The following is a 16,083-nucleotide window of genomic DNA, read 5'->3' as shown; positions in this document are numbered from 1 at the left end:
ATTAAAGAATATTACAAAAAAGAAGTGTTAAATTTAAGAAAGTGTCCTTTTTAGAACGCTTCTGTCATATTCATATAAACGGCCATACCTTTTTGGTTCGGATCTTTACCTACATCCAGCCGGAAATTCTTCCCCGGTTGCATCTGTATACGAAGACCAACTCCGTAGTTAAATTTCCATTTACTCCAATCTACAACAGGAGCATTTCCTATAGTACCTGTTCCTATCCATCCCACGAAACCACATTTTGCCCAAAAGTTTCCGCTTTTGTATTTTTCTACACTACCGAACATGTGACGATATTCAAGTATGGCATAAGCCATTGTCTTATCACGGTATTTCCCCCAGTAATAACCACGTAAATCAAAAGGAGAACCGAATGACGGTAACTCGGTAAACGGAATATCACCCACACTTATCAATGAGCGTGCAACCCATGCTAAAGTACTTCGGGGACGAAAAACCTGCTGGAATTGACGATATTCCAGATCAAACATTCCATAATTGTATGCACCTCCGAAGTATTTGCTGTATACCCTGGCTATACCACTAAGTAACATACCGGAACTAGGGGTTGCAACATCATTCCGGGTATCATATTGTATTAAACCGCCAAGACCTATGTTAACATATTTCAGTTTGAATTTCTGAAAATAAGGATCCGCCTGCATAACCGGATTAATGTCTGTAGATTTCGTATAATTGATATCAAATAAAGCACCTGTATATAAATGGGGTTTGATTTCCCATACAAAGCGGGGATAAAGCTGGAAATAGCTTTTATGGAACTTGGTAGTAGAATCGCTTTTTTCAGTGTGTTCTATGTTTTCATAACCTTTGCCAAAGTAATGGGACGGCTCATTTCTATATCCGTAACTAATATAAATACGGAACTTATTCTCATTAAAAAATAGAGTACCTGCACCGGCAAACACCATTGTCCCGTTTAATGTAATATTGAATCCGGCCGGAATAAAAGAACGTTGTGAAATTGTATCATTCTTATTTAATCTGAAGCTTGCCAATACAGCTCCACCCACACCTAATGACGCTTCAGGTGTATATGACGGGCCGCCAAGTATAGACCACCAGACATTTTTCTTTGCACGTATGGAATCTTTACGCAACTGTTTATAGTAACGGTTACGTTGCTTCTCATTCATTGGCTTACCATCTATCATAAGAGGTTCAGGTGACGGAGGGGCAATGATTGTGTCTTGTGAGGTTGCTGAAATATTGCTGACGGAAGATTGAGACGAATTTATCCCCTGTTGCGCATATAACGATTGCAAAGATATCATCCCGATTATTCCTGCAAAAATGAGAAATCCTTTGTAAAACATTTACTGTCTTTTTATTTTGAGCTGCAAAAATACAAAATAGGAATGATATCTTTATTAGTTTAAATATTTAATAACAAAGTGGGGACACAGAACTTTGTCATTATCCCATACCTGTATATAATAATTTACAGATATGGAATAATTGTAACATATATACCTGTAATTATAGCAGAGGTTATAACCCCGGATATATTAGCTCCTAGCGCATCTCCTAAAATAAATGAATCCGGACTTTCCTTACTTACCAGTTTTTGTGCCACCTTTGCAGTTGTCGGTACACAGCTTACTGCTGCAATTCCTATAACAGGATTGTAGTTACCCATTCATAGTTATGACTTTTGTAATTTATAGTTATGGTATTAGAAAATCATAACTATAAATTACAAAAGTCATAATACGACAGTCCTGATACATAATTGGAGTGCTTACTTATCTTTTATAAAGACAAATAGCAATTATTAATTATGGAAATCTGTTTAAATAATAATTTTCCGCAAGACGTAAATCCAGTGGCCTGAACGGATGCGGAGAGAAGAGAATTTTAAAGAGTGGGTTGTTAATAATGTCTCTGATATTTTATTAAGGATACTTTGTTCTTTTTGTAATAACGATTCGAGTTGGTGTGAAGCAATGGTAGAAATAGTTTCGGATATATAACTTTCAAAGAGTAATAAAAGTTAGTGTATTCTTTGTATATTTGCACAACGTTGTGAAATATTATACAACTTGAACCAATAAACATTTGATATTCAATTAAGAATATAATACATGAAAGAGAACGAAATGGTTTTTGGCATACGTGCCGTAATCGAAGCTATACAGGCAGACAAAGAAATTGATAAAATATTAGTAAAACGAGAATTACAAAGCGATCTTTCCCGTGAACTGTTTGGAGTATTAAAAGGACGTGATATTGCAGTACAACGTGTTCCGGCTGAGCGTTTGGATCGTTTGACCCGTAAGAATCACCAGGGTGTGATTGCGTTTATGTCTGCCATAACCTATCAAAAGCTCGAAGATATAATTCCATTCTTATACGAACAAGGAAAAAATCCTTTCATAGTATTATTGGATGGTGTGACTGATGTACGTAATTTCGGAGCTATAGCCCGCACATGCGAATGTGCAGGTGTTGATGCGATTGTTATTCCTGCGAAAGGTAGTGTTACAGTGAATGCCGATGCGATAAAGACTTCGGCTGGAGCCTTACATGTTTTACCCGTATGTAAGGAAAAAAGTATAAACCAATCAATCCGTTTTTTACAGGAAAGCGGCGTCAAAGTTTATGCTGCCAGTGAAAAAGCAACAGAAAATTATACTGATATACACTATGAAGGCCCTGTCGCAATTGTAATGGGAGCCGAAGATACAGGTGTTTCAATGGAGAACCTCCGTATTTGCGATAGCATGATAAAAATCCCTCAGTTTGGAACTATAGGATCCCTAAATGTATCTGTAGCATCCTCTATACTGATATACGAAGTGGTACGTCAACGAATGAAAGAATAGGAGAGAACTATTTATTCTAAATATATATATATACAATGAAAAAAGTTATTGCAACAACTAAAGCACCGGCAGCTATAGGCCCTTATAGCCAGGCTATACAGGTAGGAAATATGCTGTTTGCTTCAGGACAGTTAGGCATTGACCCTGCTACGGGAAACTTTGTAGAAGGAGGAGTAAAAGAACAAACTTTTCAGGCATTTAAAAATGTTCACGCTATCCTGGCAGAGGCCGGTTATAGCATTAATGATGTGGTTAAGACTACCGTGTTTTTAGCAGATATGGGAGATTTTGCAGCAATGAACGAAGTGTATGCTTCGCAGTTCGATGGCTCTTTTCCTGCACGTTCAGCCGTTGCCGTTAAAACCTTACCTAAAAATGGTCTGGTAGAAATAGAAGTAATTGCCGTTAAGGCTTAATTATAATTTAGAGGGAGTGCTTCAAGACAATCTGGATGTATTCCCTCTGTTCATTTTAGAATAAACCGCAAAATAACAGTTAGAATGAAATCAAATAACCACAAATTATTACCATACATACTTGTTTTTTTACTAGCCTTTTTAAGCCACAACGTAATGGCGCAAACTGCTATAAATATATGTGCTCATGCGGACAATGATCTTTTTCAGTTACTTACTAAAGAAACGTTTAATGTAAAACGTTTTGACACTCCTGCCCAAGCAATAGAAGAAGCAACAAAAGGAAGCGGTGTTATTATAACCGCAACAGAATATCCCAATCAACCAACAGTTATCAACCAGGATCTTTATAAGCTGGCTAAACAGAAGCAATTAAGGTTATATGTGGAGTTTATCAATGATTATCCAGGTGTGCAGATAACAAAAGATATTTATGCAGGTAAATTGGAACGGGGTGTTATTTCTTCCAAATTCTTTTCTACGTTAAAACCAATGAGCTTGTTGGCATTAAATGATTGCCACATATATAAAGCGGCAGTAAAAGATCCTTATATTTCGTATGCAAAAGTTGCAGGGTTCGATATTGCACAGTACGGTTTGACAGATACGGAAGTTTTTCCCCTTTTATTCAAGGAAAAAAATACGATGATAGCAATGTCGTGCCTGTCTAATTTTAAAACTGCCCGATATGCTCCTAACGCTTCATGGAAATCCGTATGGGAGCAAATACTATCCTGGGTTGCTAACAAAAAAAATATAACTCTGTCAAAGTGGGAGTCTGATCCGCAACCATCTTATTCCGAAGATGCTATATTGCCGGCTGATGCCCGTGCTGTTTCTATACGTAAAGGCACCGAGTGGCTGTATAACGGACGCTTTTTTATACATCCGTCGTGGAAAGCCCGTGCACAGGAAATACAAGGTGACGGGCTAATGCCTGTTGGTCCTCCGGTTCCTCCCTGCGAACTGGTGGGTAATGGTTCCGACGGTATTCTGGAAGGACATGCTTCTACTATTTATTATGATGGTACAGAACAATATCGTTATTGGTTACGAAATGACGTACAAGGAGAAGTCGCCTTTTTACTGGCTTCTGCCGGCAATCTGCTGAATGACAAAAAATATGAAAGAACTTCAGAACATCTGATGGATTATATGTTTTATGAAGCGAACTTCAGGAAAGGTCCGCGTGCAGATAAAAACAGTCCGTCTTATGGCCTTTTAGGCTGGTCTGAAACACATCCGTATGTATTCTATAATGATGATAATGCCCGTTCTTTGTTAGGCGTAATAGGGGCTTCGGCTTATCTGAAAAACGAACGTTGGAATAAGTTTGTGGTAGAATGTATACTTGCAAATTTAAGGATATGCAGCAAGCAAGGTTTCCAGGGAGGACGGTTAGAAGAGCCGGATATATTGGAAAAAGGTTGGAAATATTATGGCGAACGCGACTACACCAATCCGCATCCCCATTTCGAATCGTGGATGTGGGCTTGTTATCTGTGGTTATACGACAAAACCGGATATAAGCCTTTGTTGGAAAAAGCAAAATCAGGCATTCGTATTACAATGGAGTCTTATCCTGATAAATGGGGATGGACAAACGGCATTCAGCAGGAACGTGCACGTATGGTATTGCCATTAGCGTGGCTGGTTCAGGTAGAAGATACACCGGAGCACCGGGCTTGGCTAGATACAATAGTACAGGAAGTATTAAAGAACCAGGTAGAATGTGGTGCCATTCGTGAAGAGTTGGGCAGTAGTTCTACCGGAATGTTTGGCGGTGCTAAATCTAATAGCGACTATGGATTGCATGAAGCTCCTCTGATTGCAAAAAACGGCGACCCTGTAGCAGATATGCTATACACATGCAACTTTGCTTTCTTCGCTTTAAACGAAGCTGCACATGCAACCGGAAATCCTCAATACAAGGAAGCACTTCTGAAGCTGTCGGACTTTTTAATCCGTATTCAGGTAAAAAGCAAGAACCATAAAGATCTGGACGGAGCATGGATGCGTGCTTTCGACTATAACCGTTGGGATTATTGGGCTTCAAATGCCGATGCAGGATGGGGAGCATGGTCTACTCTTACGGGATGGATCCAGAGCTGGATTGTCGGCACACAGGTTTTAGTTGAAAAGGACCGGTCGTATTGGGACTTTACACAAAGCATAGATGTCTCAAAGGAAATGAAAGAAGCAATGTGGATGATGGAATAAAATACAGTATATGAAACGCATATATTTAACTTTGGATATTGGAGGCTCCTGGATAAAAGGTCTTGCCGTACCTTATATGAAGTGCATAAAAGAGTACAAGATCGATCCTAAAGAAATAAAAAGGGTAAAAAGTCGTCTGGGAACGGATAAGACTGTTGATGACTTTATTGAAGCTCTTCAGGAATTGATGGATATTTTAGTGTGCCCTGATTGTGAAGTATGTGCTATTGGGATTTCCACTGCCGGAATAGTAGATTATGCAGGAACCCGGGTCTTGTTTTCTGCAGATCATCTGGCTCCGTTGAAAAGTAACAAATGGATTGAATGGCTGAAAGATAAATATCAGGTACCTGTTGTGTTATCAAATGATGCGGATGCTGCTGCGGTAGGAGCATCCGTAGCCGGATATCTTGAAGGCTATCGTACTGTTGGCATAATGCCTATCGGTACAGGATTAGGATTCTCCCTTTGGAGAAACGGGCGCAGATGGACTCCTTCTTATAGCCAACCGTTATTGGGTAGTATAGAAACACCCGATGGCAGTTATGATCAACTGGCCAGTGCATCTTTGCTTGCATCCGTGCATCCTGATAATAATTTGGTTGCAGTTTTTAAAGAGGCTGCATATAAAGAAAAAACAGATGAATATCTGGAACGTTTGGTACAAATAATACGGACGACCTATTATCTGTTCCGGACAGATCTCATACTGATAGGAGGCGGGTTGGCCCATGCGGTACAAGCAGCAGGTTATCCTTTGGCTGAACAGATTACAACAAGATTACAGGCATCTCCGGTTTTGACCGGAGATATTATAGAAGTCCGTTTAGTGCAGGAAGCAAATGAATTACCTTTACTGGGTGCATTATTAATTGCGGTGGGAGAACAATACGCCCAATCATTACGATGCATTCCCGAATATAAAAATCTTGTTACAGAAGAGCCGTATGATCCTTCTCTTCAATTGCATAAAATGGACACAGCAGATTTAGCATCCCTTTTATGGAAAACCGAGCAGGAGGCCGGAACAGCCTTGTCTGAGTCATTATCGGATATTGCAGAAGTGGCAGACGTAATAGCAGAACGCCTGAACAACGGTGGACGTCTTATATACGTAGGTGCCGGAACGAGCGGACGATTGGCTGCTGTCGATACGGTGGAAATAGCTTGTACTTTTGGTTTCCCACGTGAACGTGTTCTTACATTAATTGCCGGAGGAGTAGCTGATGCTGCTATTGACATCGAGACAAATTTTGAAGAAGATGCCAGTTGCGTACCCGAAATGATATTGGCAAACGTTTCGGAAAAGGATGTTGTTATTGGCATATCTGTTAGTGGAAGTGCATACTTTGTCCAATCCGCATTAGCTTATGCAAAGACTATTGGTGCTTATACGGTCTTTATACAGGAAAAAGAGGTTGTGTCTGTTCCGTTTAGCGATAAAGTTATAGCCTTGCATACCGGTAATGAGGTTATTGCAGGCTCTACCCGGATGAAAGCCGGTACAGCCACAAAGAAAGTACTTAACTTCATCTCTACCATCGCAATGATACGACTAGGCAAAGTATATGGAAGTTATATGACGGAAGTGGAATGTATCAATAATAAGCTCATTAAGCGGGCAAAGAAAATATTACACATCTTATTCCATATGTCGGAAGAAGAAGCTATGCGGCAACTGGAAATCCATAATTACAGATTGAATGATGTGATAAAAAGCAGATCTGTCTAGCTATGGATTGACCTTTATCATTCGCTTTTTACTACATCCGCAGGATTACTGTTAGCCGCTTTCCATACCTGTCCTAACACAGTAAGCAAGACGAGTATGATTACGCCTGTAATTACTCCAACCAACAGCCACAAGGATATGTTGATTCGATAGGCATATCCTTGCAACCAGTTGTTCATGACAAGATAAGCCAGTGGGAGAGCAAATGCTCCCGCAATTAGTACCAGTAGAATATACTCCCTGAAAAACATACGGATGATGTCTCCGGCCTCGGCACCCATCACTTTATGTATCGCCACTTCTTTGCGCCTCCGCCTGGTGGCAGCCGAGGCAACAGCATAAATACCGAACAACGAGATCAGCAAACAGACTGTGGCCAAAACCAAAAATATCTTCAAGCCAACTTGTTCCGATGAGTTTAGCTTGTCATATAATTCGCTGAGCCGTGCCGGATAAACATCCAGGAACGACGGATCTACTTGGGGAAGAAGCTCATTTATTTGTCGTATCGCATCTTGTTCCTTGCCGGGAATCGTACGGATATATAAACTCTTTGTAGGATAATCAGACATAAAGAAGATAGTAGGATGAATACGGCTGCGGAGCGAGAAGAGATGAAAATCCTTCACCACACCTGCTACACGGTAGTCTTTTCCACCACTAAAAATATTCAAGCGGATAACAGTGCCTATCGGTTCACTAAGTCCCATTACACGAACGGCTTCTTCATTAAGAACAATTTGGTACTTTCCGCCTTCATCCAACCACCTTCCTTTAAGCATATCTATTTTGAAAGCCTCGGCAAACTTACTGTCGGTGGGTATAGCACAGAAAACAGGTTTTTCGGACGACAGTTTACCCGGCCATTCCAAGTCAGTGACCAGGCTTACAGTGTTAGCATCGTGTTGGGGCTCAAAATAAGCATCTGTGATGTTTTCTATTTCAGGGATCGATGCAAGTTTATTCTTCAATACCGTTAACATATCATCATTTGTATACCAGCTCAATCCGGACAAATGAATAATCCCGTTGCGTTCGAAGCCCATATCTTTATGGTTAACAAAATGCATTTGTATCATTACGACCATTGCGGCTATAATAAATACAACACTTACGGCAAGTTGTAACACAATCGCCATACGCCGTAATACCGGTTGTCCATGGATTTGTCTTTCCGACAGGTTCTGCATGGCCGTCCGGCTCAACCGCAGAAAAGGAATTAAAGCGACAAGTAGCATCAATATCATCACTCCAATTCCACAAACAGCGAACAGGTATAGTAGATGAGATACGTTTATTTCGATATTGAGCAGCCCGGAGAACAGGGGATGGACAATGAGTATAAAGGCGAAGGCCGGCAATAGTGCCAAGAGAATAACACATTCCAATTCAAACATCATCTGCCGGACAAGCTGACCGCCTGATGCACCATTTACCGCCCGCAAGTGCAACTCGCGGATACGTTGGCGAAAAAGGTCAAGATGTAAATTCAGGAAGTTAAACAATGAACTAAACATCAATAATACACCTGCAACAACCAGCAACCGTATAAAATTCAGCGTAAACGGGACATCTGCATTCAAATGATAGCGAACATCGCTCACTGGCATCATTTGCAGTTCTATTTTGGTGTTTGCGTCTAACTGTAACGGAAAATTACGCAGTTGTCCGGCCAACCCATCAACATCTGTATATGGAGGAAGCTTTACATACATTTGCAAAGTAGCAAATGACCATATCTGTTTCACAGAACTTTCAATGAAAGATTTCTGTTTTTGTAAATCCTCGATATATAGTATCGCATCAAACGGAAGATTCGTATTTGGCGGAGGATCTTTCACAACTGCAGTAACTGTATAGGACGGATGCCAATCAAATAAGGTACTCTTTATTTGTTGCCCGATAGCTTTTTCCGCATCTCCAAACATACGTACGGCCACCGTTTCCGAAAGGACTATATTATTTGTAATTTGTAGCGGTTGTGGATTACCACAGATAACAGCCTGAGGAAAAACACTGAAAAAAGTATTGTCCGCAAAGATCGTATGCAACCGGATGTACGGCATTTTTTCCGAACTGCAATTATTTTGCTCGACAAAGAAAACGCTCGAAGCTTGCATTGCCGGAAACTGATCTTGCAGTTTTCTCTCTAAAATACCCGAAACCAGTTCGTTTACTTTGCCCGACTGTTTATCCACTGAATAAATGCGGTAAATATGATCCGAACCAGGATAGAAACTGTCGTAGGAAGTCTCATAGCGCATCCAGTAAAGAGCCGGGACAAAACAGGCTAGTGCAAAAGCTAAACTCAGAATGCCGGTAAGCGATTGTGTTTTATATTTCCATAAATTGCGGAATGCGATTTTTAAATATAGTATTACCATAAAGTCTGTTTAAAATTATTTGAAATAAAATTCCAGAGATATACCAGACCGATTTAAAGCAAACAAGGCAACAATATATAATAAAAGTATTGAATTAACAAACTGGATAAAGAATATAATTTGTACATGATAACCCACGACCGGCAAGACTGTTATTCGTACCGGGAAAAACAGTATAATATACCCTCCACTTTGTCACCTTCTGTCACTATCTTCGGGGCTTATTCCTAAATTGCAAAACGATCTGGTATCGGGTGTAAATTACTGATAAATATATTATTGTTCTGTTATTACGGGATTGTATCTGCAACGCTTTAGTGCTTCCGGCGAACACTTTTTTATTACTTTTGGCTTGACCCAAAAGTAACCAAAAGGTCAAGTCTGCACCGTCCGGGCTACTCCGGCAAAAGACTTTGCTTAACCAGCGGAACTCGCTTCGCTCAGACAGCCGCTGGTTTCGTCGCTACGTCTTTTACCTGCGTTTGACGTCCAGCCGCTGATGCCGGAAGTGAGAAAGCAGAGCTTTCTTTTGGGATGGCCGATAGAGCCTGCTCTTTTATGGCTTTAGCCTGGTTTCAATTGCCGTCTGCTTCAGCTGACAGACTAAAGGGAGATTTATTTTTATTGGCTTTAGCCAAATTTCTTCTTGGAAATTCTATATTGTCTGTATGCAATAAATTGCTTATTCAGGCATTAGGAAAAGTGTTCGCGGAAGTGTTAAAATGAAATCTGTGGATAATTTTTCGGATTTTGAAACACCCCCCGAAGATAGTGACAGAAGGTGACAAAGTGAACCCTTAAACGACCTTTTATTGAGACCCATATATGACAGTATTTGGGTAGGCAACTGAACTGAATAGGGTAGGTATCCGAATTAAATGAAAAGCAGACAAGGAAAAACTTATCTGCCGAACAGTTTATTAATTAAATCCTTTCTTCCCAGTTTTTGCAATGCTTGAGTTATTTGCCGGCGAAACTCAGGTTTGTACCAGAAAAAGAATTGTCGTTGTGCCAGTTTTTGTTCTTTACTGCGTGCCGTAAAGATTTTCTCCAGCGTATAAGGATGATAGCCGGTGTAATACATCTCGGTAGCCAGCGTCATAGGAGTAGGAGTAAAGTCCTGCACCTGCTCCAACTGAAAATGTAATCCTTTTGTTAAAACTGCCAGTTCGGCCATATCTGTTTCCGTACAACCCGGATGGCTGGATATAAAATAGGGTATAAGCTGTTGTTTTAAGCCCTGTCTTTGATTTACCTTGTCAAATATCTTTTTAAACTGTCCGAACAATTGGAAAGACGGTTTGCGCATTTGTTTAAGTACTTCGTCTTGTGTGTGCTCTGGTGCCACCTTTAAACGACCGGAAACATGACGGGCAATTAATTCTTCCGTATAAGTCTGTGCAGACCGGTTTAAGTCTTCATCCGTATAACGATGTAAAAGCAAATCATAACGTACCCCGCTTCCTATAAAAGAACGTTTGATTTCCGGCAAACTGTCCACGGCTTTATATATTTCCAGTAAAGGCGTATGGTCGGCATTCAGGTTTTTACATACGACAGGGAATATGCAGGACGGTTTTTTACATTGGCTGCATATTTTCTCGTCTTTGCCTTTCATACGGTACATATTGGCCGACGGACCGCCCAGATCGCTCAAATAACCTTTAAAGCCGGGCATTTCCGTTATCGCTTTCACTTCTTTCAGTATGGACTCTTTACTTCGTGAAGAAATAAATTTGCCCTGATGGGCAGATATAGTACAGAAAGCACATCCCCCGAAACAACCCCGATGCACATTCACCGAGAATTTAATCATCTCGAAAGCCGGGATTATTTTTCCTTTGTATTTAGGATGGGGAAGACGCGTATAAGGAAGATCGAACGAAGCATCCAACTCTTCTTCCGTCATTGGTGGGAAAGGAGGATTTACAACAATGGTCTTTTTCCCGACAGCCTGTAAAATACGGGATGCGTTGTATTTATTTGATTCTTCTTCAATATGTTTAAAATTTTTTGCCTGTTTTAATTTATCACGCAGACACTCTTCGTGCGAATAAAGTTCTATATCACCAGGCTGTAGTTCTGCCTTATCCGACAAATAAACGGTTTGACGGATATCTTTTATAGAATGGAATGATTCCCCGGCTTGCAGGCGGCGAACTAATTCCCTTATTGGTTTTTCACCCATTCCATATATCAATAAATCAGCAGGACTGTCGGCCAAAATGCCCGGCCTCAGTTTGTCTTGCCAATAGTCATAATGCGTAAGCCGGCGCAAAGAAGCCTCTATACTACCTAATACGACAGGAATATCGGGATATAACTCTTTTAATATTTTTGTATAGACAATACTCGGATAGTCCGGTCTCATTCCAGCCCGGCGGTCTGGTGTATAAGCATCATCGCTGCGTAAACGCTTATTCGCCGTATAATGGTTAATCATTGAATCCATCGCTCCGGCTGAAACGCCGAAAAAGAGGCGGGGAGCACCCAGTTTCCTGAAATCTCTGTAGTCGCCACGCCAATCCGGTTGCGGAACAATAGCTACGCGAAGTCCTTCGGCTTCTAATATCCGTCCTATAACAGCAGCACCAAAAGAAGGGTGATCCACATAGGCATCTCCACTGAATAAGATTACATCCACATAATCCCATCCTCGCAATTCAACTTCTTTTTTGGTTGTTGGCAACCATGCGTCCGGTTTAAATGTTTTCATGATGCAAAGGTACTAAATTGTAGTTATATCTGATCATGGTTATAACTTCTGCTTATGGAGTATTCATTTTTATGATTGGTATACATGATTTAGAATCTTTACATTTGTTGCCGGAAAGAAAATAGCAGGCAAATAAACAGTTATTAATATATAATTTAAAATCAGATCTTATGAAGACGCTAACAGACGAAAAACTCACCATTGTAGGTGCTGCAGGTATGATTGGTTCAAACATGGCACAGACAGCCATTATGATGGGATTAACTTCAAACCTTTGCTTATATGATCCGTACGCCCCAGGATTGGAGGGCGTTGCCGAAGAATTGTTCCACTGTGGTTTTGAAGGTGTTAATATTACATTTACCTCTGATATAAAAGAAGCTTTAACCGGAGTTAAATATATTGTAAACTCAGGTGGCGCTGCCCGTAAAGCCGGTATGACACGTGAAGATTTGTTGAAAGGTAATGCTGCTATCGCAGAAGAATTCGGTAAGAATGTAAAGAAATATTGTCCGGATGTTAAACATATTGTTGTAATTTTCAATCCTGCTGATATTACAGGGTTAATTACGTTATTATATTCCGGTTTAAAGCCGTCACAGGTTACCACTTTAGCTGCTTTGGACAGTACCCGTCTGCGTAGCGAACTGGCCAAACATTTTGGTATTTCTATGGATTTGGTTAACAATTGCCGTACCTATGGAGGTCATGGCGAACAAATGGCTGTTTATGCGTCTACAGCAGAAGTAAACGGTAAGAAACTAACCGATATTATCGGTACTGCCGATTTGACAAAAGACCAGTGGACAGAAATCCAGGCAAAAGTGACTAAAGGTGGTGCAAATATTATTGCTTTGCGCGGTCGTTCTTCTTTTCAGAGCCCGTCTTATGTTTCAATTGAAATGATTGCGGCAGCTATGGGTGGCAAACCATTCCGTTGGCCTGCCGGAGCATACGTGTCAAACGGCAAGTTCGATCACATTATGATGGCTTGGGAAACATCTATAACAAAAGACGGCGTTACACTGAAAGATGTCAAGGGAACTCCGGAAGAAGATGCGGCTCTGGCAAAAAGCTACGAACATCTTTGTGCTCTGCGTGATGAAGTAATTGCTATGGGAGTTTTGCCACCAGTGTCTGAATGGCATGCATTAAACCCGAATATTAAGTAATACGTTTTTCTTATAATATACTTCACATTGCATTACAATCCTGCCGGTCTTATTCAACCGACAGGATTGTTTTTATTTCATACTATAAATTATAATTTCCTTTCCGGATACATAGCTGCCCACCATTCCGGTTCATCTTTCAGCCATTTGGCAAACCAGGCAAAGATAGTATTTTGCCATCCTATACGTTTGCTGTAGCCTACAATGCCGTGGTTCTCTCCGTCTACCTGAACAAACTCTACTGTTTTGCCCAGTAGTTTAAGGGCAGCAAACATCTGAATGCTTTCCCCGACAGGAACGTTTGTATCAGCGTTACCATGCAAAAGTAAAAGGGGGGTATTTATCTTGTCTGCATTAAATAACGGACTTTGTTTTGTGAAAAATTCCGGATTATTCCATGGATAAGTACCTTTGTTAGCTACGGAACAATAGCCAAATCCCCAGTAACCTTCACCCCAATAACTGCTTAATGCACTAATACCTGCATGGCTGACAGCTGCAGCAAAGATAGTTGTCTTGGTCTGTAAATACTGTGTCATAAAGCCTCCATAGCTGGCACCAATACAGCCTATTTTCTTTTCATTCACGAAAGCGTGCTGTTTACAAAATTCTTTTGTTCCCTGAATAATTTCATCGGCCGTTTTTATGCCCCAGGCATTAACGTGGCGGGCAGCAAATTCTTGTCCGAAACCAGTAGTACCACTAGGATTTAGCGTATAGACAACATAACCCAAAGCTGCATACATGTGCATTGAATAGCGCATTTCCAACATACGGTTTGTGGGCGATGTACCTCCATAATAGTAAACGATCATTGGATATTTCTTGCCGGGATCGAAATGAGGAGGCAAGTAATAACGTCCCTGAATGGTAGTTCCGTCAGTTGATGTAAAATTCCAGTCATGCACTTCACCCAATGCAATGTCTTTCAGTTTATCGGAAGAAAGATCGTAAACCAAACGGCTCTTTCCGCCTTTCAGATCATAAGCATAGAGGCGGTTTGCATTAGAAACGCTTTGTCCATAGAAGAACAATACAGGAGCGTTATCAGCCAATGAATAGCCTGTAATAATATCTTCGGTTAAAGCAATCTGTTTGATTTTTCCATTAGCCGGATTACAAGAAAAAAGGCGCTGGAAATCCTGGTCTTCTGCCTGGATATAGATTTGTCCGTCATAACGATTCCATACTGCATCTATTACATTAGGATTAAATTCTTTTGTTAAGGGAGTTGCTTTATGATTGGCCAGGTTATAAAGGAAAAGTTGCCCGTCATAATCATTCGACAATTGCCCTTCTTTGATATTTAAGCCTATACCTTCGAATGCATCACCGGAACCGGCCACCAAAAGCTGTTTTCCGTCAGGAGAAAAAGCCGCCTGATTAACATAAGGTTTTTTTTCCCAGATGGTATCAATTGCCATTGTTTGCAAATCCATTCTATATAATGAATTACGTCCGTGAGGCAAAGATGTATATACATTATCGTTGACACTGAACAGCAGATAACGGCTGTCGGCACTTATGTCATTAATATACGTACTTTGGTAACCAAAAGTCAGTTGTTCATAAAGCCCCGTGTGAAGATCATACCGCCAGATAAACGAACGGTCGCGGAAACCAGGCAAACGATCTCTGGGTTCCAACACGCGGATCAATTCGTTACCTTCTTTAGGCCCCTGTTCTTCGATAGTAAAAAAGAGAGATGCTTCATTCGGAGCAACTATAAAATGTCCGTCCGGCAGATCATTTACCAGAATATTTTCTTTCATTGTTGCCGGGTCCACGGTTACAAGCTCTTTACCTTGCAGACCTTTGCGCGTATAATAGAATAAATTGCTCTCAGGCATCCAACGGGCATTGGTAAGAAAACCGTTATCCTGCAACAATATGCGTCCGGTTGAAGCATCCATTAACTGCGTATATGATTCGCTTTTGCCTTCAGGGAAACGATTTACATACTTTACCAAAGCGTATTTACCGTTAGGTGAAACACCTATTCCCCTGAAATCCTGACCTTCCATTATATTGTTCAATGTATAACGCTTTTCAGGGTTTAACGAAGCTGTAACTACTGCATCTTCCTTACTTTTAAATATTGTTTTAAAAGAAGGTTTGCATGTATCAGTTTCTGCAGTCAGGTATTTAATAACAATTTCATAACGGCGCGGCTCCATGACTAGTTCAGAAGTAGACCCTACAGATTTGTTATTGACATATACGTCAAAGGCGCCGTTGCCTGTTACTTCTAGTGTACCTTTCACATATCTGTCACTATTTAAAAAGAAAGAAAACAGATGAAGGGCATATCCTTTTTGCGAGGCCAGGAAAGAAACAGACCCGGCTGTGTCTGCCTGAAGTATTTCGGGAGAAGACAATGCCCGATCGAACGGCAGTGTGGATTTAAGTAGATTTTTTGCTTCAAACGGCTTCCCGTTTACATTTACGGTGTCAACCATAAACGGTTTGTTTACCACAATAGGGCCGGCATATTTGTATTGCATTACCTTTATATTGGTGGCTGCCTGAAGTGTTAGTGCAGCAAACAATAATACCGGAATTAAATAAGTTCTTTTTTTCATATATATTAT

The 16,083-nt window shown here is 40.6% G+C and carries 9 protein-coding genes and 1 pseudogene; 5 read left to right on the top strand and 5 right to left on the bottom strand.

The annotated features are described in order from the left end of the window. Positions 1-50: 50 nt before the first annotated feature. On the bottom strand, positions 51-1,343 hold the full coding sequence (locus tag C4S38_RS02745) for a BamA/TamA family outer membrane protein (RefSeq protein ID WP_103982454.1): 1,293 nt from the start codon (positions 1,341-1,343) through the stop codon (positions 51-53). A gap of 125 nt (positions 1,344-1,468) precedes the next feature. Further along, positions 1,469-1,663: pseudogene (locus tag C4S38_RS02740) on the bottom strand (sodium ion-translocating decarboxylase subunit beta); the annotation flags it as partial. Between the two features lie 448 nt (positions 1,664-2,111). Between C4S38_RS02740 and rlmB the strand changes: the two are divergent. The 4 genes from rlmB to C4S38_RS02720 all read left to right on the top strand — a co-directional run bounded on the left by rlmB (position 2,112) and on the right by C4S38_RS02720 (position 7,220). After that, complete coding sequence (gene rlmB, locus C4S38_RS02735; protein WP_103982453.1) at positions 2,112-2,852, top strand: 23S rRNA (guanosine(2251)-2'-O)-methyltransferase RlmB; 741 nt, start codon at positions 2,112-2,114, stop codon at positions 2,850-2,852. A 35-nt stretch (positions 2,853-2,887) separates the two neighbouring features. Next, entirely contained in the window at positions 2,888-3,268 is a 381-nt protein-coding gene (locus tag C4S38_RS02730) for a RidA family protein (protein ID WP_103982452.1), read from the top strand. An 84-nt stretch (positions 3,269-3,352) separates the two neighbouring features. After that, a complete protein-coding gene (locus C4S38_RS02725; RefSeq protein ID WP_234999275.1) occupies positions 3,353-5,488 on the top strand; it encodes a hypothetical protein in 2,136 nt (711 codons plus the stop codon). A gap of 10 nt (positions 5,489-5,498) precedes the next feature. Beyond that, positions 5,499-7,220: an N-acetylmuramic acid 6-phosphate etherase gene (locus C4S38_RS02720; protein WP_103982451.1), complete on the top strand. Its 1,722-nt coding sequence runs from the start codon at positions 5,499-5,501 to the stop codon at positions 7,218-7,220. A 17-nt stretch (positions 7,221-7,237) separates the two neighbouring features. Here C4S38_RS02720 and C4S38_RS02715 read toward each other — a convergent pair whose 3' ends face one another. Continuing rightward, positions 7,238-9,604 carry an ABC transporter permease gene (locus C4S38_RS02715; RefSeq protein WP_103982450.1) on the bottom strand — a complete coding sequence of 789 codons (2,367 nt, stop codon included), beginning with the start codon at positions 9,602-9,604 and terminating at the stop codon, positions 7,238-7,240. 901 nt (positions 9,605-10,505) lie between these two features. Next, positions 10,506-12,320, bottom strand: coding sequence for a YgiQ family radical SAM protein (locus tag C4S38_RS02705; protein ID WP_103982448.1), 1,815 nt, complete (start codon positions 12,318-12,320; stop codon positions 10,506-10,508). Between the two features lie 170 nt (positions 12,321-12,490). On the opposite strand from C4S38_RS02705, the gene C4S38_RS02700 reads away from it, so the two are divergent. Further along, complete coding sequence (locus tag C4S38_RS02700) at positions 12,491-13,492, top strand: malate dehydrogenase (RefSeq protein WP_103982447.1); 1,002 nt, start codon at positions 12,491-12,493, stop codon at positions 13,490-13,492. Between the two features lie 89 nt (positions 13,493-13,581). On the opposite strand, the gene C4S38_RS02695 is transcribed toward C4S38_RS02700, so the two are convergent. Beyond that, a complete protein-coding gene (locus tag C4S38_RS02695) occupies positions 13,582-16,074 on the bottom strand; it encodes a S9 family peptidase (RefSeq protein WP_103982446.1) in 2,493 nt (830 codons plus the stop codon). Positions 16,075-16,083 lie beyond the last annotated feature (9 nt).

This window comes from Parabacteroides chinchillae (assembly GCF_900108035.1).
GTDB lineage: Bacteria > Bacteroidota > Bacteroidia > Bacteroidales > Tannerellaceae > Parabacteroides > Parabacteroides chinchillae.
The sequence above is the reverse complement of the archived record's forward strand: the minus strand, read 5'-3'. Positions and strand labels throughout refer to the sequence as shown.

Bases quoted from the DNA above. Each gene is read 5' to 3' on its own strand.
- C4S38_RS02745 (WP_103982454.1), bottom strand. From the start codon at position 1,343: ATGTTTTACAAAGGATTTCTCATTTTTGCAGGAATAATCGGGATGATA.
- rlmB (WP_103982453.1), top strand. From the start codon at position 2,112: ATGAAAGAGAACGAAATGGTTTTTGGCATACGTGCCGTAATCGAAGCT.
- C4S38_RS02730 (WP_103982452.1), top strand. From the start codon at position 2,888: ATGAAAAAAGTTATTGCAACAACTAAAGCACCGGCAGCTATAGGCCCT.
- C4S38_RS02725 (WP_234999275.1), top strand. From the start codon at position 3,353: ATGAAATCAAATAACCACAAATTATTACCATACATACTTGTTTTTTTA.
- C4S38_RS02720 (WP_103982451.1), top strand. From the start codon at position 5,499: ATGAAACGCATATATTTAACTTTGGATATTGGAGGCTCCTGGATAAAA.
- C4S38_RS02715 (WP_103982450.1), bottom strand. From the start codon at position 9,604: ATGGTAATACTATATTTAAAAATCGCATTCCGCAATTTATGGAAATAT.
- C4S38_RS02705 (WP_103982448.1), bottom strand. From the start codon at position 12,320: ATGAAAACATTTAAACCGGACGCATGGTTGCCAACAACCAAAAAAGAA.
- C4S38_RS02700 (WP_103982447.1), top strand. From the start codon at position 12,491: ATGAAGACGCTAACAGACGAAAAACTCACCATTGTAGGTGCTGCAGGT.
- C4S38_RS02695 (WP_103982446.1), bottom strand. From the start codon at position 16,074: ATGAAAAAAAGAACTTATTTAATTCCGGTATTATTGTTTGCTGCACTA.